This window comes from Arthrobacter sp. zg-Y1143 (genome assembly GCF_030125565.1).
Classification (GTDB): domain Bacteria; phylum Actinomycetota; class Actinomycetes; order Actinomycetales; family Micrococcaceae; genus Arthrobacter_B.
This window is the reverse complement of sequence record NZ_JASKLW010000004.1, coordinates 308,079-329,446: the sequence shown is the minus strand read 5'-3', so window position 1 is coordinate 329,446 and position 21,368 is coordinate 308,079. Positions and strand designations below refer to the sequence as shown.

Here is a 21,368-nt window from a genome sequence, read left to right as displayed (position 1 = left end):
ACCCGAAGTGCCCCGCCGATTTCCGGCGGGGCACTTTCTGATTAGAACCCGGCTGACGGGCGTTCGGCTGCCCCGCCGATGATCTGCTCCAGTTCGGCCTCGTCCGCCAGGTTGTAGGGCCGGATGACCTTGTCCGCCGCCACGTAGTAGAACGCGGCACGGACCTTTTCCAGGGGCACGCCCTTCAGCCGGGACCAGGCCAGCCGGTACACGGCAAGCTGCACCGCCCGTACATCGAGCTTGGCCGACGACGGCGGAGCGCCGGTCTTCCAGTCGATCAGGTCCCACGTGCCGTCGGCATCCTGGAAGACGGCGTCGATGCGGCCGCGCACGACGACGGCGTCGACCTTGGTCTCCACCGGCACCTCAATGTAGGCCGGGGTCCGCTGCGCCCACTCCGAGGACTCGAACGTGGCGATCATGTCCTCGAGCTGGTAGGCCTCGTCCACGTACGCATCCGCGGCCCCGGGATACTCATCGATGTCCAGCATGCCGCTGGTGCCGAAGAACTCTTCCACCCAGGCATGGAATGCCGTTCCCTTGCGCGCGGCCATGCCGGGCTGGCGGGGAACCGGGCGGCGCAGCTGCCGGGTCACCTCAGCCGGGTCGTCCTTCAGGTCCACCAGCATGGACGCCGAGATGTGGGCGGGCAGTTCCACCTGCACCACCTCATTTGGCGGGCGGTGCCGGGCAAGCAGCAGCTGCGTCTCCCGGCTCCAGCGTCCGGGCGCCTGTCCAGCCGGATCGTTCCCTGCGCCCTGTTGCTGTTGCTGTTGCGCGGCGCCTATAACGGCCTGCGCTGCCGCTTCCATCCGCTGCCGGCGGGAGCCCAGCGGATCCACCGGCCATACTGCGCGTTCAGCCTCGGCAAGGGCGGGATTCTCCGTGCCCTCTTCCTCTGGTGTGACCCAGCGTTCCAGGTGGTAGCCCGGCGCCCCCGCCTGTTCCAGTTCGTACAGGTCCTGGAGGTAGCGCGAGGGGCCCAGCGGCTTGGAGCGTCCGCCGCCCCAGGCGGAGGAGGTGCAGATCAGCACCGACTTGGCCCGGGTAAAGGCGACGTAGGCCAGCCGGCGCTCCTCCCGCTCGGCGTGGCCCTTGGCGTCTTCGCTGAAGAGCTTCTCGCTCTCCAGCCAGGACTTCTGGTCAACCTGTTCCCAGTCCCACTGCGGCAGGTCCAGGCTGTCGCCGCGCAGGGTCCACGGCACCGAGGAGTCGCCGCTGCTCCAGCGTGAATCCTTGTCGCTGGGGAAGGATGCTTCGTTCAGGCCCGGAACGGCCACAATGTCCCATTCCAGCCCCTTGGAGGCATGCACGGTCAGCAGCTGCACCGCTTCCCGGCTGGGTTCGAGCGGGGTCACGGGCAGGCCGTTTTCTTCGGTGTTCGCTGCTTCCAGCCAGGCCAGGAACGCGGCCAAATCCACCCGTTCCGAGGACGAGCTGAAGGTTGCTGCGGCGTCGATGAAGGCGTCCAGGTTGCGGCGGGATTCGTGCAGGGTGACACCGGGCTTGGCTGCCACCTCGATGTCCAGCAGGATCCGGCGCTCCACTTCCCCGATCAGGGTGGTGAGATCCTCCCCCACAAAACCGCGCAGGTCCCGCAGCTCGTTGCGCAGCAGCGTCAGCCGGCGCAGTCCTTCCTCGGAGAGGGACCGGCCGGCATTGGACACCCAGCCCGGGCGCGGCAGGGAATCCACCGCTTCAACCAGGCTGCCGGCTTCCACCAGGTCCGCCTCGACCACCAGATCCGGCCCTTCGTCAGGTCCGTGGATGTCTGCTGCGTCCGCCACCCGGACTGCGCGTTCGCGGACCCGCACCAGGTGCCGGGACCAGTCGGCCAGGGCCATCAGGTCCGCCGGGCCCAGGCGCCAGCGGGCTCCGGCAAGGATGCGCAGCATGGAGTCCGAGCGTCCCGGGTCCCCCAGTACCCGCAGGACGGCCAAAAGATCCACCACTTCCGGTGTGGACAGCAGCCCGCCCAGGCCCACAATCTGGACCGGAATGCCACGCAGTTCCAGTTCCTTGCGGATGGGTTCGAACTGCTTCCGGCCCCGGCAGAGGACCGCGACGGTGGGCCACAGGACGTTGCGGCGGTCGTCGTACTCCGCCTTTTGCTGCCGGTGCTTGGCCACCAGTTCGGCTACGGCTTCGGCTTCGCCCAGGATCCGTTCCTGGCCGTGCCGGCCCGGTTCCACGGAAACGTCGCTGAGGTAGCGTCCGAGGTACACCTCGCCGAGGGGCGCGCTGGGCCGGGCCTGCAGCTCGGGAACATACGGCAGCCGCTGATGCTTGAGCCACGGGGCCACGCCGTTCAGCGGGGAGGACACGGTGTTGGCGGCTTCCAGCACGGAGGTGGCGTTGCGCCAGGCCACGGACAGGTTCGCCAGCGGCGCCAGCGCCCTCCCCTCCGCGGTGGTCAGCGGGAACTTCTCCCGGAAGGTGCCCAGCTGCCCGGCGGACGCACCGCGGAATCCGTAAATGGACTGGTGCGGGTCTCCCACCGCCGTGACCGAACGCCCGTCGCCGAACAGCTTGGAAAACAGGACCATCTGCGCATGCGACGTGTCCTGGAATTCGTCCAGCAGCACCACTTTGTATTTGGCGCGTTCCATCTCCACGGCTTCCGGGATGGTGGACGCAATGCGGGCGGCCAGTTCCACCAGGTCGCCGAAGTCCAGCTGCCGGCGCTCGGCCTTGGCCTGCCGGTAGGCCTCCACCAGTTCGGTGACGGAAATGCGGGTACGCAGCCGGTTGAGCAGCTTCCGGGCCGCCTGGGTGGGTTCCTTGGGCTTGCCGAACTGGTACGGCAGCACGGAAACAGCGTCCACATGTGCCTGCAGTTCCGCCCGCACCTCGGCCGGGGTGCGCAGGTGTTCGGAGCATTCCCCGGCCATCTGCAGCACGGCCGAGACCAGGGTCGATTTGGCTGCGGTGAAGTGTTCGTAGTCCCCCGAGTACGCCTCCACCACTTCGTTGGCCAGCTGCCAGGACTGCGCGCCGCCAAGCATCACGGAATCACGTTCCACGCCTATCCGCAGGCCGTAGTCATTCACGATTCCGTTGGCGTAGGAGTGATAGGTGGAAACAGTGGGTTCCATCCGCTCCTCGCCGCTCTCGTCCGGCTCGCCTGTCCCGCCCGCGCCGTCGAGCTGGCGGTACAGCATGTTCAGGCGCCCGCGGATCCGGGTGGCCAGCTCACCGGCGGCCTTGCGGGTGAAGGTCACCCCGAGGATCTGCTCGGGCCGGACCAGTCCGTTGGCAACGAGCCAGACGACCCGGTCCGCCATGGTTTTGGTTTTGCCCGACCCGGCACCGGCAATCACCAGCAGCGGTTCCAGCGGGCCCTCGATAATGCCGATCTGGTCTTCGGTGGGGTACTGCACCGGCGCGTGGGGTTCGGTATGCAGCAGCTCCGCCAAATCCCGGGCGGAGTAGCGGGGAGCCCCTCCCTCCGGCAGGGCGCCGTCCGGGCGCTCATTGGTTCCCGATACCTCGTCGGTTACGGAGGCACTCACTCGGTGACCTGCTTTCCTTCAGCGCAAAGTGGACAGATTTCGGGCAGCCGGCAGCCGTTGCCGCCAAAGCCGCTCCGGCCAGGATCATGGACAGTTTCGAAGAACGCGGCCGACATCAGCCGCGCTGCCTCGGCCACCATGTCCCGCGCCGTGGTGTCGTTCGGGTCCAGTGCCGGCTGCTCCTGCACGGATACTCCCTTGTTGGAGGTTCCCAGCTGCACGAGGGCCGCTCCTCCCGGTACCCGCGGGGCATCGGGCAACGCCCCCTCGCGCACGGCTTCCTGGTAGGCCGCCAGCTGCGGGTGGCCCTGCAGGTCGTCCTTCTTGGGCGCCGATTTCCCCGTCTTCAGGTCGACAATGAACAGCCGTCCTTCAGCGTCGACTTCCAGGCGGTCGATCTGGCCGCGGAGCAGGGCAGTACGCACCGCGCCGTCGATTTCCACCGGCAGCTCCATCTGGAAGTCCTGCTCGACGGCAGCCAGCGAGCGGCCGCTCCGGCGCATGGTGATGACGTATTCGGCCAGTTTGCGGACCATGGATTCGGCCCGCTGGAGGTCCATCCGGCCTTCCCAGTTGTCCTTCATGCCCAGCGACGGCCAGCGCTTCTCCAATTCCGCCACATACTCGTTTCCCGTAGCGTCCGGCATGTCCTGGGCGATGGCATGCACCAGGGTTCCCAGCGAGCGGGCGAAATCCGTCGCCTGCTCGCCGCCGGCCGCGGAAACGAACCAGCTGAGGGGCGACTTCAGTACGGCGTCCACCTTGGAGGGCGAAACGGGGATGGAAGCTTCCGGAGGAAGGATGGGCGCTTCGGTGGACAAGGGCGCCAGCCCCCACCACTGGCGCGGATCCGCCGCGGGGACAGGCACCTCGTGGTTGAGCATGGTTCCCAGGTGATGCGCTGCTTCGGCAGCGCCGTCGGGGTCGATGTCCGGCTGCTGGACAAACCGGCGCAGCTCCGAGACCAGGGAACGCAGCGTGCTGGGGCGCAGCACCTCGGTGCGTTCGCGTTTCTCGGCCCCGGGTTCCAGCGGCGCCACCAGGTCCAGGAACTGCGAGGGCTGCTCATCCTCGGAGGAGACGGCGGTGCAGATCAGGACTTCACGGGCACGCGAAACGGCGGTGGAGAAGCTGCGCAGCTCGTCGAAGCGGATGGACTGCATCAGGGTCAGCGGGCTGCGGTGGGCACGGAAATTATCCCCGTGCTCCACTGCCGCGACCAGTTCGCCGCTGCCCAGCAGTTCTCCGCGCAGCCGCAGGTTGGGCCACACATCCTGCTGGATGCCGGCAACAATCACTACGGGCCACTCCCGGCCCGCCGCACTGGCCGGTGTCAGCAGCTCCACGGCCTCGCGCCGCTGGGCGCGTGCGGCCAGGGTGTCCATGGGCAGTTCCGAACTGGTGAGGTAGTCCAGGAACTGCGCAGGGGTGGAACCGGGCAGCTGGTCCACATAGCGTTCGGCGGTCTGGAACAGAGCCATGATGGCGTCCAGGTCCCGGTCTGCCCGGGAGGCCGTGGGCCCGCCGGCCAGGGCGGCCTCGGCCCACTTCTTGGACCACCCGGAGGCGGACCACAGGGCCCACAACACGGTTTCGGCAGTGGCGCCGGGTTCGACGGCGGCACTGCGTCCGGCCGTGATCATGCCGGCAATGCGCTGGGCGGCCAGCCGCGCATCCCAGGTGAGCCCTGCCAGCGCGCGGCCCGACGCGGATTCCGGCTCCAGCAGCGATTCCACCAGCAGGGCGTCGCTGGTGCGTCCGCCGCCGGCACCAAGTTCTTCCCGGCGAAGTGCCTGCCGCAGGCGGCGGAGTTCCAGTGTGCTGGCACCGCCGATGCGCGAGGTCAGCAGGGACACAGCGAGTTCGGGGGTGAGCAGGTCCGGGTCGAGGACGACGGCGTACGCGTCCAGCAGGGGCCGGACCGCGGCTTCGTCCCGCACGGCTTTTTCAGCCACCGGCACCTTGACCTCAATGCCCTGCCCGGTGAGGTACCGCTGCAGGGCGGCCAGCTGGCCGCCGGTCCGGACAATAACGGCGATGTCCTCCAGCGAGCGCCCGTGCAGCAGTTGCGCTTCCAGGATCCGCTGGGCCACATAGCGCTGCTCGTGCATGGGCGAGTCCACCACGTGTGCCTCGGCGGCCGGAACTTCCGGGGCTGTCCCGCCCGTTTCAACTGCGCCCGTAACGGTGTCATCAGTAACCTCGCCACCCGGGTGGGCAGGGCCGGCAGGGTCAGCGGAGGCAGCAGTCCCCGGGTGCCGGGCATCGGCAACGGCGCTGCGGTAGGACGGCAGCCCGCCCACAACGGAGATGCGCGATGCAGTGCGCGTCCAAGCCCCGGCAAGCGGACCGGTCAGCCGGTGCGAGGTGGTCAGGACCCGGGTCTGCAGCCGGCCGCCGAACCGTTCGCCCAGCCGGCCGACCAGATCCGGCCGGGCCCCGCGGAAGCCCTGGACCACGGTGTCCGGGCAGGCTGCGGCGATGGAATCCCCGGTGCCGGCAAGCACGGCGTAGAGGCTGTGGATGGCCGGGTTGGCTTCCTGCAGGTCATCCACCAGCACCAGCTGCTGGCGTTCTTGTTCCGCGGCCAGGAACTCCGGGTCGGAGCGCAGGATGTTCAGGGCGGAGGTGATGATGCCGGCGGGGTCGAAGGACTCGGGCATCCGCAGGTCCAGAACGTCACGGTACTCGGCGTAGAGCGCAGCGGAGGCCACCCAGTCCGGCCGGCTGTGCCGCTCCCCCAGCTCCCGCAGCTCCCCGGCGGAGATCCCGTACTCGATGACCCGGTCGAACAGCTGCCGGATCTCCTGCCGGAAGCCCCGCGTGCCCAGGGCCAGGTCCAGGCCCTCGGGCCAGGGCAGCTGCGGGACGCCCTGCTCGCCGTGGCCGGCCAGCAGTTCCTTGATGATTACATCCTGTTCGGCACCGGAGAGCAGCTTGGGTGCACGGGTGATCCAGGGCAGCCGGCCCTCGGTCTTGGCCCGCCGGATAAGGTCGAAGGCATAGGACGCCCAGGTCCGGGCCGGCGCGGTACTCAGCGTGCCCTGCAGCCGGGCCGAGAGCGCGTCCCGCAGGGAGGCTGCGGCCAGCCGGGAGGGTGCCAGCAGCAGCATGCGGGAGGGATCCAGCCCGTCCCGTTCAATCCGGGCGACGGCGGCTTCCACGAGCACGGTGGACTTTCCGGTGCCGGGGGCGCCGAGGACCAGTACGGTCCCGCTGCCGGTCTGCAGGTCCACCACGGCCTGCTGGTCGGCGCTGAGCTGCGGCGCCTCTGCTGCCGCTGCCGCCGGTCCGACTAGTTGGAGTTCAACGCTCATGGTTCCACTTCATCATGTCCCGCTGACATTCCTGATATTGCGGTCCCGTCCGGTCCCGACGCGCCGCCGGCGTGCGGCGAGGGGTGCAGCGACATGTGCAGGGCTTGCACTGCCGCCCATTCCGCATCGTTGGGCTGCCAGCGGGCGGCACCGATCAACACGCGGTAACCGGCGCCGTCGTCGTCGGCAGTTCCGCGCACGGGCGTGCCCTCGCGCCGATAGTGTTCCCATGCCCGGGCCTCGTGGCACCGCGGCGGCTGCCCGGATGCGCGCAGCACCCGCCACCAGCACACTTCCGAGCCGCGGGCCGACAGTACGGCGCCCACCTGGCGCGGCCCTCCTGCGCCGAGCAGTTCGGCAATGTCACCGTAGGAGAGCACCTTTCCGGGCGGAATGAGATCCGCCACACCCAGCACGGCATCGGCATAGTCCCTGCGCATATCCGTAGCGTACCGAGGCACCCGCACGCCCCGCGAATTCCGGGAATGTCACTGCCCGCCGGTAGGTTTGTTGCATGAACAGCTGGCATGAACTTCCCCGGGCGGCATTCGACCTGGAGACCACCGGACGGGACCCGCAGACCGCACGGATTGTTACCGCATCCATCATCCTGGTCAACGGCAGGGGCGAAACCCTGCAGCACCACGAGTGGCTGGCCTGCCCGGAAATCCCCATCCCCGAGGAAGCTGCCGCCATCCACGGCATCAGCAATGAACGGGCCCGCGCAGAAGGCGGAGACCCTGCGGCCGTCACGGCCGAGGTTGCCGATGTGCTGGCCGGCATGTTCGCCGCCGGCATTCCGGTGCTGGCGTTTAACGCCTGCTACGACTTCACCGTGCTGGCCCGCGAGTGTGAGCGGTTCGGGCTGGCCGTTCCGAATCCGGTACCGGTCATTGACCCGTACATCCTGGACAAGCAGGTGGACCGGTTCCGCCGCGGCAAGCGCACGCTCACGGCCATGGCCGAGCACTACGGCGTGGGTTTCGAGAACGCGCACACGTCCGCTGCCGACGTTGCCGCCACCTTGTCCGTCGCCGCGGTGATGGCGCAGAAGTACCCGGAGCTGCAGTGCGACGCCGTCACGCTCCACCAGGCGCAGGTCGGCTGGGCGGCCGGCCAGGCTGCCAGCTTCCAGGAATTCCTGCGGCGGCGGGAACCGGAAGCCGTGATCGACGGCAGCTGGCCGTTCCGTCCGGCCCCCGCATCCGCACCCCTGTCGGTCCTTGACCCGGCCTAGCGGGCGCCGTCACGGTTCTTCACAGGCGCCCGCCGTGGCGGGGCGCCGGTTGCCTACATGCCATACTGGATGTTGTGTTTGGCGCTGATGGCGCCCCAGGCGGACCGCGCTTCTGCGCGCACCTACCGTCTCGCGCCACGTGATTGGCAGACACCCTCCGCACGGCCGGCGTTTAGGCACGGCACGATTATGTGCCTTCCTCCACCATGCCCCCCGGTCCGGCCGTTTACGCACATGACGAGGACCAATGATTACAGTTTCCGACCTCCGCAAGGTTTACCGGCAGGGAGAGCGCACCGTCACGGCCCTGGACGGAGTAAGCCTGCGCGTGCCGAAGGGCTCCATCCACGGCATCATCGGCCATTCCGGCGCCGGCAAGTCCACCCTGGTGCGGTGCCTGACGCTGCTTGACCGGCCGACGTCGGGCTCGGTCACCATTGACGGCCGCGAGCTCACCGCCGTGAAGGACTCCGAGATCCGCGCCGCCCGCCGCCGGATCGGCATGGTGTTCCAGCACGCAAACCTGATGGATTCCCGGACCGCGGCAGCGAACATCGCGCATCCACTGGAACTGGTCGGAACTAAAAAAGCCGCCATCGAGGTGCGCGTCCAGGAGTTGCTGAAGCTCGTTGGGCTGGAGGGTTTTGCCGGCGCCTATCCCGCGCAGCTCTCCGGCGGCCAGAAACAGCGCGTTGGCATTGCCCGTGCCCTGGCCGCGGACCCGGATGTCCTGCTCTGCGACGAGCCGACGTCCGCCCTGGACCCGGCCACCACCGATGACATCCTGGACCTGATTTCCGACCTCACCCGCCGGCTGGACCTGACCGTCCTGATCATTACGCACGAGATGAACGTGGTGAAGCGGATCTGCGACTCGGTGTCACTGCTGGAAGCCGGACGAGTCGTGGAACACGGCCCGCTGCGCGAGGTCGCCTCCGACCTGCGCGGCCGCCTGGCCAAGCAGCTTATTCCGCTGCCGTCCACTCCCCCGAGCCCGGGCGGTCCCGTGCTGGAACTGCTCTTCACCGGGCAAACCACTTCGGACCCCGTCCTTTCGGCCCTCACCCGCCGGTTCGACACCGACGTCAATGTCCTGGCCGGCAGCGTGGAACTCCTGGCCGGCACCCGTTTCGGCCGCCTGCGCATCCAGCTGGATACCCACACCGATATGACCGCCGTCCATGAATACCTTGCCCTGCAGGGCGTCGCCGTGGAGGTGGCCGCATGAACTTTCTGACTGAACTGTTCGACAATCCCGGGATCACCAAAGCCCTTCCCGAAGCAGTGGTCGAAACCCTGCAGATGGTCGGCATCTCCGGCTTCTTTACGCTCCTGATCGGCCTGCCGCTCGGCGTTTTCCTGCACACCAGTGCGCCGGGCGGGCTGCTGCCCCTGCGCGTCATCAACCGCATTGTCAGCGATGTCATCGTGAACATCACCCGGTCGGTTCCGTTCGCCATCCTGATGGTCACCCTGATTCCGCTGGCCCGGCTCGTCACCGGCACCTCCATCGGCCCGGTGGCCGCCTCGGTGTCGCTGAGCATCGCCACCATCCCGTTCTTCGCGCGGCTGGTGGAAAACGCGTTGCGCGATGTGTCCGGCGGCAAGATCGATGCAGCCCTGGTGATGGGATCGACCAAAATGCAGGTCATCTCCAAAGTGCTGCTGCGTGAAGCCCTCCCGGGCCTCGTGGCTGCCCTGACCACCACGCTGGTGACCCTGGTGGGCTACTCCGCGATGGCCGGCATCATCGGCGGCGGCGGACTGGGCCGGCTGGCCTACAACTACGGCGTGCAGCGCTTCGATACCCAGGTCATGGTGGTCACCATCGTCATCATCGTGGCCCTGGTGCAGGTCATCCAGCTCGGCGGTGACTGGTTCTCCCGCCGGGTAGATCACCGGTCCGCTTCAGGCTCCGCACGACGGCGCCGCCCGGCTGCCGCGGTAACCGGCCTCGGTCCCGCCGCCACGCGCGCCGGCGGCGACCGCGAACAGACCAAGGTCTAGCCCCCAGTTTTCGGAAACGGTCTGACGGCCTGCCGAAGGACCGTTTCCGATTCTGCAGCCAGTAGCCGCTAGCTGCACAGCACCCGAACAGCGGAGTTCCGCCTCGGGTTACCCGAAAGGAACGCATTCGATGCGTAAAGCACTTACCCTCGTTGCCACCGGTGTGGCCACGGCTCTGGCGTTGACGGCTTGCGGTGGATCCGATTCCACCCCCAGCGCCGTGGAGAGCCTGGACCCCGCCAACCCGGTAACCCTCACCGTGGGTGCCAGCCCGGCACCGCACGCGCGGATCCTGGAATTTGTCCGTGACAACCTGGCCGCAGAAGCCGGGCTGGAGCTGGAAATCCAGGAGTTTGACGACTACATCACGCCGAACATCTCACTGAACGACGGCGACAGCGACGTCAACTACTACCAGCACCTTCCGTATCTCGAGTCCCAGATGGAAAGCCAGGGCTACGAGTTCGAGCACGGTGCCGGCGTCCATGTGGAGCCGTACGCTGCGTTCTCCGAAAAGCACAAGGACGTCGCCTCCATCGAAGACGGTGCCCGCGTGATGGTCACCAACGATCCGTCCAACCAGGCCCGTGCCCTGAAGATGCTTGAAGAGGCCGGGCTGGTCGAGAACATCGCCGATGATTCCTCGGTGCTGACCCTGACCGATGAGCAGAACCCGAAGAAGCTGGATTTCCAGGAGAACCAGCCCGAACTGCTGGTCAATGACCTGGGCGATCCCACCGTGGACCTCGCGATCATCAACGGCAACTACATCCTGGAAGCCGGTCTGAGCACCGATGACGCGCTGGTGGTTGAATCCGTGGAGGAGAACCCCTACGCCAACTTCCTGGTCTGGAAGGCCGGCGCTAAGGATGCCCGGATCGACAAGCTGGAAGAACTGCTGCACTCCCCCGAGGTGAAGGCCTTCATCGAAGAGACCTGGCCCAACGGCGACGTGACGCCCGCGTTCTAGCAGCAACGCGAAATATGCCCCGCACCGCTTTGGCGGTGCGGGGCATATTTTGTTTACTGCTATTCCGGCTTCGCCCTGTTATTCCGGCTTTGCCTGCGCTGCAGCCTTCGCAGCGGCCGGCAGCGCCTCGTAGATCCGGTTCATCGCGGCGTCGTCGTGCGCGCCGGAGAGGAACCAGGCCTCGAACACGGACGGCGGCAGGTACACGCCGGCGTCGAGCATCGAGTGGAAGAACGGCCGGTAGCGGAAGGCTTCCTGCGCCTGGGCCTGCTCGTAGTTGTGCACGCCGGTGGCGGAGGTGCCGAAGGCGACGCTGAACAGGCTGCCGGCCCGCTGGATGCTGTGGTCCACGCCGGCCTTCTCCAGCTCGGCGGACACGGCGGCGGAGAGCTCGGCGGAGCGGGCGTCCACGGTGGCGTAGACCTCTGCGGTGGCGGCCTTCAGCGTGGCCACGCCGGCTGCCATGGCGATCGGGTTACCCGAGAGGGTGCCGGCCTGGTAGACCGGGCCCAGCGGCGCCAGGTAATCCATGACGTCGGCACGGCCGCCCAGGGCGGCCACAGGCATGCCGCCGCCGATGACCTTGCCGAAGGTGAACAGGTCCGGTGTCCAGCGCTCCGTTGTGCCGGCTGCGCCGCCGGTCAGACCCCAGTAACCCGCCGGCCCCGTGCGGAAGCCGGTGAGGACCTCATCCAGGATCAGCAGGGCGCCGTTTGCGGCGGTGATCCGGGACAGGGCGGCGTTGAAGCCCTCGTCCGGAGTGACCACGCCCATGTTGGCGGGAGCGGCTTCGGTGATGACCGCGGCAATATCCGTGCCGTGCTCGGCGAATGCCTTTTCGACGGCGGCAACGTCGTTGTACGGCAGCACCAGCGTTTCGGCGGCTGTGGCTTCGGTGACGCCGGCAGAGCCGGGCAGTGCCAGCGTGGCCAGGCCGGATCCGGCGGAGGCCAGCAGCCCGTCCAGGTGGCCGTGGTAGCAGCCGGCGAACTTGATAACCAGGTTCCGGCCGGTGTAGCCGCGGGCCAGCCGGATGGCGGTCATGGTGGCCTCGGTACCCGTGGAAACCATCCGCAGGCGCTTGACGGCCGGCACCCGGTCCATGACCAGCTGGGCCAGCTCGGCTTCGGCCGGGGTAGAGGCACCGAAGGACAGGCCCCGGTCCACCGCGGCGTGTACGGCGGCCATCACGTCCGGGTGGGAGTGGCCCACGAGTGCCGGACCCCAGGAGCAGACCAGGTCCACGTACTCGCGGCCTTCGGAGTCCGTGATGTACGGGCCCTTGGCCGAAACCATGAACTTCGGCGTACCGCCTACGGAGCCGAACGCCCGGACCGGGGAGTTCACGCCGCCGGGCATCAGGGCCCGGGCACGGTCAAAGAGTGCTTCGTTGGACGAGGGTGATACAGGTGAGGACATTACTTGCTTTCCTTCAGCCAGGCCGCCAGCTCGGTGGCCCAGTAGGTGAGAATCATGTTCGCGCCGGCCCGCTTGATGCCCAGCACGGACTCTTCGATGGCCCGGCGGCGGTCAATCCAGCCGTTGGCGGCGGCAGCTTCAATCATCGCGTACTCACCCGAAATCTGGTAAGCGCCCACCGGGACCGGCGACATGGCGGCGACGTCGGCCAGTACGTCCAAGTAGCTCATGGCCGGCTTCACCATCACCATGTCGGCACCTTCTTCAAGGTCCAGCTCCACCTCGAGGATTGCTTCGCGGCGGTTCGAGGCGTCCATCTGGTAGGTGCGGCGGTCGCCCTGCAGCTGGGAGTCCACGGCCTCGCGGAACGGGCCGTAGAACGCCGAGGCGTACTTCGCAGCGTAGGCGAACAGGGACACATCCTGGTGCCCTGCTTCGTCCAGTGCCTGGCGGATGACGGCAATCTGGCCGTCCATCATGCCGGACGGGCCGAGCACGTGGGCACCGGCGCGGGCCTGCTCCACGGCCATCCGCCCGTAGATTTCCAGGGTGGTGTCATTGTCCACCACACCGTTTTCATCCAGCACGCCGCAGTGTCCGTGGTCGGTGAATTCGTCCAGGCATACATCGCTCATGATCACGAGCTCGTCGCCGACTTCCTCGCGCACGGCTGCGATGCCGCGGTTGAGGATGCCGTTGGGATCGGTGCCGGCGCTGCCGACGGCGTCGCGCTCGGCCGGGATGCCGAAGAGCATAATGCCGCCCACGCCCAGCTCCACGGCTTCGGCGGCGGCCTTCTTCAGGGAATCCATGGTGTGCTGGACGACGCCGGGCATGGAGGTCAGCGGGTTGGGTTCAGTGATGCCCTCGCGGACGAAGGCGGGAAGGATCAGCTCGGCCGGATTCAGCCGGTATTCGGCGGTGAGGCGCCGCATGGCGGGGGTGGTGCGGAGCCGGCGGGGACGGTGCTGGGGGAAGCTCATAGAGGTAATCTGCCTTCCGGTAAAGAGAGGGAACTAGGTGGTAGGGCCCGTAGACATAGCAACGGAGAGTGCCTGCGCTATTCCCGCCGGGGTCGGCTGCTTCGCCACAGCGTGCGGGCCGGCGCCCAGCTCACGCATCCGGGCGGCAGTGCTCTCGCCGATGGCCACCAGCAGTGTTCCGGACGGGAGAGGGGAACAGCGGCGGACAAAGCGGCGGGCGATGCTCGGGGAGGTCAGGACGACGGCGCGCTTCCCTGCCGGTGCGGACGCGGCGAACGCGTCGGGGTCCAGCAGGGCCGCTCCCTCGGCGGCGGGGGTGAAGCGGACGCCGGGGGCCGGGTAGTCCACGGTGCAGTAAGCGGTCACCGCTCGCACGTCCCAGCCGAGCGAGGTCAGCGCCTCGTTCAGGGACGGGTCCGCGATGTCTGCCTGGGGCAGCAGCACCCGCAGGTCTCCGCCCTCCGGATCGGAACCGGACGGGTCCGGCCAGGACGCCGCCAGGCCGCGGGCGGACTGGTCCGCTTCCGGCATGAAGTCGATGTCGAAGCCGATCTCCTCCAGTGCCTGCCGGGTGCCGGCGCCCACCGCCGCAATCCGGGTGTCCGCGGGTACGACGGCGGCCGGGCTGATGCCCAGCGCGGCGCAGCGCCGGGTGACGGCCCGGACGGTGGTGACGGACGTGAACACCACCCACGCGAACCGCCCGGCCCGCAACGAGTTCAGCGCCCGGTCCAGCGCGGCGGTGTCCGCCGGGAACTGGAAGTCGATCAGCGGCATCAGGGCCACCTTTGCCCCGCAGTCCTGCAGCTCCCGGACCATGGCCGAAGCCCGGTCCGGGGTGCGGGGAAGGACAACATTCAGTCCGGCGAGGTCCGGGCCGTGGTGTTTGGCTGCCATGTCAGCAGGTCCGGGTGCGTTGCATCAGCTGGCAGGCAGGTCGGTGAGCGAGGCAGCTCCCGCCGCCAGCAGCTCCTCGGCCACCTGCACGCCCAGCGCACGGGCAGCATCTTCGGTCAGCTCTCCGGCGACGGCCGTCCGGCGCAGCAGCCGGGTGCCGTCGTCGCTGCAGACCACGGCCTCCAGCGTGATGCTTTCGCCGGCCACGCGGGCCAGCGCTCCCACGGGGGCCGTGCAGCCCGCTTCCAGGCGGCCGAGCATGGCTCGTTCGGCGGCCACGGTAAGGCGGCTGTCGCGGTGGTCGTAGGCTTCGAGGGCCTTCGCCAGCGCCCCGCCGTCGGCGTCCTCGTCCCGGCATTCCACGGCGAGTGCGCCCTGCCCGGGGGCGGGCAGCATGACGGCGGGATCGATGAATTCGGAGACCATGTTCAACCGGCCCAAGCGGGCCAGGCCGGCCGCGGCCAGGACGACGGCGTCAAGGTCGCCGGGGGCGCCTTCCACCAGGCCGGCTACCCGTCCCAGGCGGGTATCAACGTTTCCGCGGATATCCACAATCTCCAGGTCGGGGCGGGCTGCGCGCAGCTGGGCGGCGCGGCGCGGGGAGCCTGTGCCGACCTTCGACCCGGCCGGCAGCCCGGCCAGGGTCAGGCCGTCACGGGCACACAGGACGTCGCGGACATCCACGCGTTCGGGGATGGCAGCCAGGGCCAGTCCGGGGGCCGCCGCGGTCGGCAGGTCCTTGAGCGAGTGCACGGCGACGTCGCAGTCCCCGCGCAGCAACGACTCGCGCAACGCAGCAACGAACACGCCGGTGCCGCCGATCTGCGACAGTGCCGCACGGTTGACGTCGCCTTCGGTGCGGACCCGCACCAGTTCGACGCCGAAACCGCCCAGCGCTGCCAGGGATTCGGCCACGGTGGTGGTCTGCGTGACCGCCAGGGCGCTGCCGCGGGTACCGACCAGGACGGGCGAGTGTGCCACTACTGGATGCCCACGGTGGAATCGGCGCCGGCAATCGTCGGCTTCTCGCCGCGCAGGTTCGCGCAGCAGCCGGGACGGCAGACGTCGTACCAGGGACCGAGCTTGGTCATTGCGGGCCGCTCGGAGATGTTGTTCTCCACGGTGCGTTCCTCCACGAGGTCCACGAGGCCCGACACAAAGGTGTCGTGGATGCCGGGGGTCGGTGTGCGGTCAGCGGCCAGGCCCAGTTCCCGGCACGTGTCCATTGCTTCGGTGTCCAGGTCCCAGAGCACTTCCATGTGGTCGCTGACGAAACCGAGCGGAACAATGACGACTCCGTTGACGCCCTTGGCCGGAAGCTCGGCAATGGCGTCGTTGATGTCCGGTTCCAGCCAGGGAATGTGCGGGGCACCGGAGCGGGACTGGTAAACCAGCTGCCAGTCCATGCCGGCTGCTTCCGGAATCCGGTCGATGATGGCCCGGGCGTTGGCCAGGTGCTGGGCGACGTAGGCGCTGCCCTCTTCGAATTCACGGTCGCGCGGGCCGGAAGCCTCGGCGTCCGCCGTGGGGATGGAGTGGGTGGAGAAAAGGATTTCGATTTTCCCGTCCGTGATGCCCCGGGAGTCAAGCTCCGCACGGACCTTGGCCACGGATTCACGCACGCCTTCCACAAACGGCTCCACGAAACCGGGGTGGTCGAAGTACTGGCGGACCTTGTCCACCTGCAGCTTCTTGTCCAGCCCGGTCTTGAGCAGGTTCATGCCCAGGTCCTCGCGGTACTGGCGGCAGCTGGAGTAGGAGGAGTACACGCTGGTGGTGACCATCAGCAGGCGGCGGTAGCCGGCGGCGTAGGCGTCCTTGAGTACGTCTTCAATGTAGGGATCCCAGTTGCGGTTGCCCCACAGGACCGGAAGCTCGACGCCGCGGCGGGCAAGTTCGCCCTCCAGCGCAGCCTTGAGGGCGCGGTTCTGTTCGTTGATGGGGCTGATGCCGCCGTTGGCCCGGTAGTGGGTGGCCACTTCCTCGAGCCGTTCGTCGGGGATGCCGCGGCCGCGGGTGACGTTGCGCAGGAAGGGAATGACGTCTTCCTGGCCTTCCGGGCCGCCGAAGGAGGCGAGCAGGATGGCGTCATAGTGCTTCGGGGCCATGCGGCCGTTTTCGTCCACGCCCTCCAGCGGGTTGAACTCGGCGGGCTCGTTGGAAACGGCGGATGTCATTTGAGTACCTCGGCAACTTCGGCGGCCGGAATACGCCGGCCGGTATAGAACGGGACTTCTTCACGGACGTGGTTGCGCGCCTCGGTGGCGCGCAGGTGGCGCATCATGTCGACCAGGTCAACCAGGTTGGGAGCTTCGAGGCCCAGGATCCATTCCCAGTCGCCCAGCGCAAAGGAAGCGACGGTGTTGGCCAGGACCTGGGGGAAGTCGCGGCCCAGCATGCCGTGGTCGCGCAGCATCTTGCCGCGTTCCTCGGCGGGCAGCTGGTACCACTCGTAGGAGCGTACAAACGGGTAGACGCAGATCCAGGCCTCCGGATCGATGCCGCGGGCAAAGGACGGCCAGTGGTTCTTGGAGAACTCGGCGTCGCGGTGCACGCCCATGGCGGACCAGGCGATCTCGGTGCCGGCGAACAGCTCGCTGCGGCGGACCTCGCGCAGCGCCGCCTGCAGTGCTTCCGGTGCACTGCCGTGCAGCCAGACCATCACATCGGCGTCCACGCGCATGGCGGAAACGTCGTAGAGGCCGCGCAGCGTGACGTTGCCCGCACCCAGGCTCTCGGCGAGGGTTTCGAAGGCTTCAACGGCGCCGTCGGAAACGGGTGCTTTCGGGGTGGAGGACCGCTTGAAAACGGTCCAAAGGGTAAAGAACTGTTCTTCGTTGCCGGCGGCTTCGGCGGCGCTCGTTTCCATCGTCTCACTCATGATTAACAGTCTGCCCTTTGCAAATGGGTAAGTCGAAACAATGCACTTCTACAAAGCGTAGAAAGTGCTGAACATCACACCCGCAGCAGTGCCTGCGACAGGCCTGCCATCCGGCTGCGGGTGTCGGCCGTCACGGCGGCCAGTCCGGTGCCGGCCAGCCAGGCGCCGACGGCCTCCAATCCGGGGACCTCGGCTACGGCGGCCCGGACCCCTGCCACCCGGTCCTTGTGTCCCACGGCTGCCGAGGGCAGGGCGCCGACCCAGCGGACCACGTCCCAGCCCACCACGTCGTCGGTTCCGATGGTCACCTGCAGCAGGGCCGAGGCGTCCGCCACGGCTTGGCGGAACAGGTCTTCGTCGGCACGATCCACCTGCGAGGGGCCGGCTGCGGCATCGTCCGCGGACAGTGCCCGGCCGTAGGACAGGCGCATCACGTGCGTGCCCGGACCGGTGGATTCGGCCAGCCACTGCCACTTGGCGGTGGCGTGGGTCAACGCCTTGGCGTCCACGCCCTGGACTTCGCGCGCCACCAGGACGCCGGTGCCGCGGGGCATGGCGTCCAGTTCCGGCAGGTCCACCACAAGGGTCACCAGCGCGACGCCGGGACCCGGGGAGGGGCGGTAGGACGACACTTCCGGCAGTGCCTGGGACATCAAGTCCACTGCGGCGGGGCCGTCGGAAGCCACAACCACGGCGTCGGCGTCGAGCTCCTGCGTCCCTGATCCGTCAGTGACGCGCACCTGCCAGCCGGCGTCACCGCGGACCAGCGCCTCGGCGCGGGTTCCGGTGAGCAGGCGCACACCTGTTTTTTCCAGGTCCCGGACCAGGGCGTCGGTGAGCGTGCCCATGCCGCCTCGGAGTCCGGCCACGGCCGAACCGGCGGGAGCGGCGGCGCGCAGGGCACCGGCTGCTGCGGCAAGGGAACCGTGGCGGGCCACGGCGGCACGCAGTCCCGGCGCCACCGAATCAACGTCCAGCGCATCCGGATCGGAGGAATAAACGCCGCCCACCACGGGGGCAACCAGCCGGCGGAGCACTGCCTCCCCCATGCGGGTGCGGACCAGTTCGCCCAGGCTCATTGACTCCCGCCGGTTCAGGGAGCCAACCGGCAAAACCTTGTCCAGGGCGGCACGGGCCGCACCCACGCGTCCCAGGGCGCGGACAATGTCCGGGTCCCGCGGATCGGCGGGGATGCCCAGGATGCCGCTGGCAGGCATCCGCTGCGCTCCCGAGGGGAGGTCCTCCGCGGGCAGCTGCAGCCAGGAACCGCCGGGATTGGGCAGGACCACGGCGTCCGCCAGGCCCAGTTCATTGATCAGCTCCGGGACGGCGGTGGACCGGGTGGCGAAGGATTCGGCGCCGCTGTCCAGGCGGATGCCGGCTACTTCGTGCCCGCCGACGCAGCCGCCAAACCGGTCCGCTGCTTCGAGAACCGTGACGCTGATCCCGGCACCGGCCAGGTCACGCGCCGCGATCAGGCCCGAGATGCCGCCGCCTACGACAACGGCCGAGCGACCGGCGGTGCCGGGCCGGGCAGCGGCTTTGCCGGACTTGTCCGGTTTGGCAAGGAAACGGTTGGGCATGGTTACGGCTCCACCGAATGAATCAGTTCAACCACCCGCGTCAGTACGGCGGCATCGGTTTCCGGCGGCACGCCGTGGCCCAGGTTGACCACGTGCCCCGGGGCGGAGGCACCGGCGGCGAGGACGTCGCGCACGTGCGCTTCGAGGATGGGCCAGGGGGCGCTGAGCAGTGCCGGATCAATGTTGCCCTGCAGCGGCGTCGTGCCCCCGAGCCGGCGGTTGGCTTCGTCCAGCGGCAGCCGGTAGTCCACGCCTACCACGTCCACGCCGACGTCGCGCATGGCTACCAGCAGTTCCGAGGTGCCGGTACCGAAGTGCACCAGGGGTGCGCCGAGGCCGCGCACATGGTCCAGGGCGCGCGCCGAGGCGGGCGCCACATGTTTGACGTAGTCAGCCAGGCCCAGGGAACCGGCCCAGGAGTCGAAGAGCTGCCCGGCACTGGCACCGGCTTCAAGCTGCGCGCGCAGGAACATGCCCGAGGCGTCAGCCGCCCAGTTGGTCAGCGCCTGCCATGCATCAGGGTCGGCGTGCATCATGGTGCGCGGGCCCAGGTGGTCCCGTGAGGGCTTGCCTTCCACCATGTAGGCGGCAAGGGTGAACGGGGCGCCGGCGAATCCGATCAGCGGCTTGCTGCCCAGTTCCGCGACGGTCAGCCGAACCGCTTCGCGGATGGGTTCCAGCGCCTCTTCGGTCAGTTTCGGCAGGGCGGCGACGTCGGCCGCAGTGCGCACGGGCGACCCGAGGACGGGTCCGACGCCGGGGACAATGTCCACGTCCACGCCGGCCAGCTTCAGCGGAATCACAATGTCGGAGAAGAAAATGCCGGCATCCACGTCGTGGCGGCGAACCGGCTGCAGGGTGATCTCCGCTGCCAGCTCCGGCCGCAGGCAGGATTCCAGCATGCCGATCCCCTGCCGGGCCTGCAGGTATTCAGGCAGGGACCGTCCGGCCTGACGCATGAACCATACCGGGCGGCGGCTCGGCTTGCCGCCGCGGTAGGCAGTGATCAGGGGGGAATCGGCCGTGCGGCCATCCTGCAGGGGATGAGTGGCGCTAAGAGTCATACCTTGATTCTCTCCAAAATCCGGGCCAATCGATAACCGGCACCTCCGAAGGACCGCCGGTGTCCCTTCTCACACCCTTAAAGCCCGGTTTCGGACCGGGCCGGTTAAGGGATCCTGCCGGGGGTGGCTACTATTGACCTACTGTGGTTCTACTTTCCCTCATTGCTACGCACACCGACGTAGACCTGGAAACTGTCGCCCGCCTTAGCGCCGGCGCATCCGAGGTCCCGTCTTCGCTGGTCGATTCCGGAACCGCCGTTACCGGCTCCGTTGTCCTCGCTACCTGCAACAGGTTGGAGGTGTATTGCGAGGCACCCTCGGAAGCCGACGTTGAAGCAGCCCGCTCCGCCGTCGTTGCGGAAATCAGCCGGCAGTCCGGCATGAGCGAGGACAAGGTGTCCCGCTCCTTCGCCACCAACACCGGCGAATCCGTGGCCCAGCACCTTTTCGCCGTAGGCGCCGGACTGGACTCTGCCGTGGTTGGGGAACGCGAAATCGCCGGACAGGTGCGCCGGGCCCTCATCGAGGCGCAGGAAAAAGGCACCGTCTCCGGCGGCCTGAGCAGGCTGTTCCAGACCGCTTCCCGCACCGCCAAGGACGTTGGCGCACTAACCGCCCTCGGCAAACGGGGGCTTTCCATTGTTTCCGTTGCCCTGGGCCTGGCCACGGACCTCTCCGAGGACACCGACTGGTCACGGAAGTCTGTGGTGGTCTTCGGCACCGGAGCCTACGCCGGAGCCACCATGGCCCTGCTCAAAGAGCGCGGCTGCACCGACATCAGCGTCTACTCCTCCTCCAACCGGGCCGAGTCCTTCGCAGCATCCCGCGGCGGCCGGCCGCTGACCCGCAAGTCGCTGCCCGCAGCGCTGGCGGGCGCCGACGTCGTCATCGGCTGCAGCGGCAGCGACAGCCAGGTCAGCGCCGAGGACGTACGCAAGGTCCGGGAAGCAGCCGGCAAGCCGCTGATCATCATCGACCTGGCCCTCACGCATGACTTCGATCCCGAGGTCCGCGAGATCGACGGCGTCGAACTCATCACCTTGGAGTCCGTGCGCCTGGCTGCTCCCGCGGAGCAGGTCGAGTCCCTCAAGCAGGCCTCCGCCATTGTGGCCGACGCCGCTCAGAACTTCTCCAAGCAGCAGCTCAGCCGTGAAATGGACTCGGCCATTGTGGCCCTGCGCCGGCATACCCTGGACGTACTGGATTCGGAGCTTGAAAAGGTCCGCGCCCAGCACGGCTGCACCGGTGCTGCCGAGGAAGTGGAGTTCGCCATGCGCCGCATGGTCAAGCAGCTGCTCCATGTCCCCACGGTCCGGGCACGGGAGCTGGCTGCCAGCGGCCAGCAGGAGGACTACATCCGGGGCCTCGAAGCCCTGTACGGCATCACTGTGGGCCGCGCCGACGCAGGGACCGGCAAGACCGACCCCAAGGCTGCAGAGCCTGAGGCCGCCGGCGACGACACCGTGGAGCCCAAGTCCGCCTAGCACCATTTGGCCAG

General features: G+C 68.3%; 16 protein-coding genes. 5 read left to right on the top strand and 11 right to left on the bottom strand.

Annotated elements, in window-relative coordinates; all coding sequences use genetic code 11:
• Positions 1-41: 41 nt before the first annotated feature.
• The 3 genes from QNN98_RS05675 to QNN98_RS05665 all read right to left on the bottom strand — a co-directional run bounded on the left by QNN98_RS05675 (position 42) and on the right by QNN98_RS05665 (position 7,269).
• Positions 42-3,416, bottom strand: coding sequence for an ATP-dependent helicase (locus QNN98_RS05675; protein WP_502864613.1), 3,375 nt, complete (start codon positions 3,414-3,416; stop codon positions 42-44).
• Positions 3,417-3,508: 92 nt separating this feature from the next.
• Positions 3,509-6,829 carry an ATP-dependent helicase gene (locus tag QNN98_RS05670; protein ID WP_283996478.1) on the bottom strand — a complete coding sequence of 1,107 codons (3,321 nt, stop codon included), beginning with the start codon at positions 6,827-6,829 and terminating at the stop codon, positions 3,509-3,511.
• Positions 6,826-7,269: an MGMT family protein gene (locus QNN98_RS05665; protein WP_227913646.1), complete on the bottom strand. Its 444-nt coding sequence runs from the start codon at positions 7,267-7,269 to the stop codon at positions 6,826-6,828. Before QNN98_RS05665 ends, QNN98_RS05670 begins: the two co-directional genes overlap by 4 nt.
• Before the next feature lie 74 nt (positions 7,270-7,343).
• Between QNN98_RS05665 and QNN98_RS05660 the strand changes: the two genes are divergently transcribed.
• The 4 genes from QNN98_RS05660 (at position 7,344) to QNN98_RS05645 (ending at position 11,043) form a co-directional block, all read left to right on the top strand.
• Positions 7,344-8,066 carry a 3'-5' exonuclease gene (locus QNN98_RS05660; RefSeq protein ID WP_227913645.1) on the top strand — a complete coding sequence of 241 codons (723 nt, stop codon included), beginning with the start codon at positions 7,344-7,346 and terminating at the stop codon, positions 8,064-8,066.
• Between the two features lie 247 nt (positions 8,067-8,313).
• Positions 8,314-9,294, top strand: a complete 981-nt coding sequence (locus QNN98_RS05655) for a methionine ABC transporter ATP-binding protein (RefSeq protein WP_227925005.1) — start codon at positions 8,314-8,316, stop codon at positions 9,292-9,294.
• A complete protein-coding gene (locus tag QNN98_RS05650) occupies positions 9,291-10,073 on the top strand; it encodes a methionine ABC transporter permease (protein ID WP_283996477.1) in 783 nt (260 codons plus the stop codon). The genes QNN98_RS05655 and QNN98_RS05650 overlap by 4 nt, the downstream gene beginning before the upstream one ends.
• A 130-nt stretch (positions 10,074-10,203) precedes the next feature.
• Positions 10,204-11,043 (top strand): MetQ/NlpA family ABC transporter substrate-binding protein, encoded by an 840-nt coding sequence (locus QNN98_RS05645; RefSeq protein ID WP_283996476.1) that lies wholly within the window; start codon positions 10,204-10,206, stop codon positions 11,041-11,043.
• A gap of 78 nt (positions 11,044-11,121) precedes the next feature.
• On the opposite strand, the gene hemL is transcribed toward QNN98_RS05645, so the two are convergent.
• The 8 genes from hemL to hemE all read right to left on the bottom strand — a co-directional run bounded on the left by hemL (position 11,122) and on the right by hemE (position 19,870).
• On the bottom strand, positions 11,122-12,462 hold the full coding sequence (gene hemL / locus QNN98_RS05640) for a glutamate-1-semialdehyde 2,1-aminomutase (protein ID WP_283996475.1): 1,341 nt from the start codon (positions 12,460-12,462) through the stop codon (positions 11,122-11,124).
• Positions 12,462-13,445, bottom strand: a complete 984-nt coding sequence (gene hemB / locus QNN98_RS05635; RefSeq protein WP_283996474.1) for a porphobilinogen synthase — start codon at positions 13,443-13,445, stop codon at positions 12,462-12,464. The genes hemL and hemB overlap by 1 nt, the downstream gene beginning before the upstream one ends.
• Before the next feature lie 33 nt (positions 13,446-13,478).
• The gene (locus QNN98_RS05630; RefSeq protein WP_283996473.1) at positions 13,479-14,342 is read right to left on the bottom strand and encodes a uroporphyrinogen-III synthase; all 864 of its coding nucleotides are present in this window, start codon (positions 14,340-14,342) and stop codon (positions 13,479-13,481) included.
• A gap of 24 nt (positions 14,343-14,366) precedes the next feature.
• Entirely contained in the window at positions 14,367-15,323 is a 957-nt protein-coding gene (gene hemC, locus QNN98_RS05625; RefSeq protein WP_229957547.1) for a hydroxymethylbilane synthase, read from the bottom strand.
• Positions 15,323-16,519, bottom strand: coding sequence for a ferrochelatase (locus tag QNN98_RS05620; protein ID WP_442860696.1), 1,197 nt, complete (start codon positions 16,517-16,519; stop codon positions 15,323-15,325). Before QNN98_RS05620 ends, hemC begins: the two co-directional genes overlap by 1 nt.
• Complete coding sequence (gene hemQ, locus QNN98_RS05615) at positions 16,516-17,223, bottom strand: hydrogen peroxide-dependent heme synthase (RefSeq protein ID WP_283996472.1); 708 nt, start codon at positions 17,221-17,223, stop codon at positions 16,516-16,518. Before hemQ ends, QNN98_RS05620 begins: the two co-directional genes overlap by 4 nt.
• 74 nt (positions 17,224-17,297) lie before the next feature.
• Positions 17,298-18,806, bottom strand: a complete 1,509-nt coding sequence (gene hemG / locus QNN98_RS05610; RefSeq protein WP_283996471.1) for a protoporphyrinogen oxidase — start codon at positions 18,804-18,806, stop codon at positions 17,298-17,300.
• 2 nt (positions 18,807-18,808) lie between these two features.
• Entirely contained in the window at positions 18,809-19,870 is a 1,062-nt protein-coding gene (gene hemE, locus QNN98_RS05605; RefSeq protein WP_227913631.1) for a uroporphyrinogen decarboxylase, read from the bottom strand.
• Between the two features lie 143 nt (positions 19,871-20,013).
• Here hemE and QNN98_RS05600 point away from each other — a divergent pair, with 143 nt between their 5' ends.
• Positions 20,014-21,354, top strand: a complete 1,341-nt coding sequence (locus QNN98_RS05600) for a glutamyl-tRNA reductase (RefSeq protein WP_283996470.1) — start codon at positions 20,014-20,016, stop codon at positions 21,352-21,354.
• The last annotated feature ends 14 nt before the right edge of the window (positions 21,355-21,368 follow it).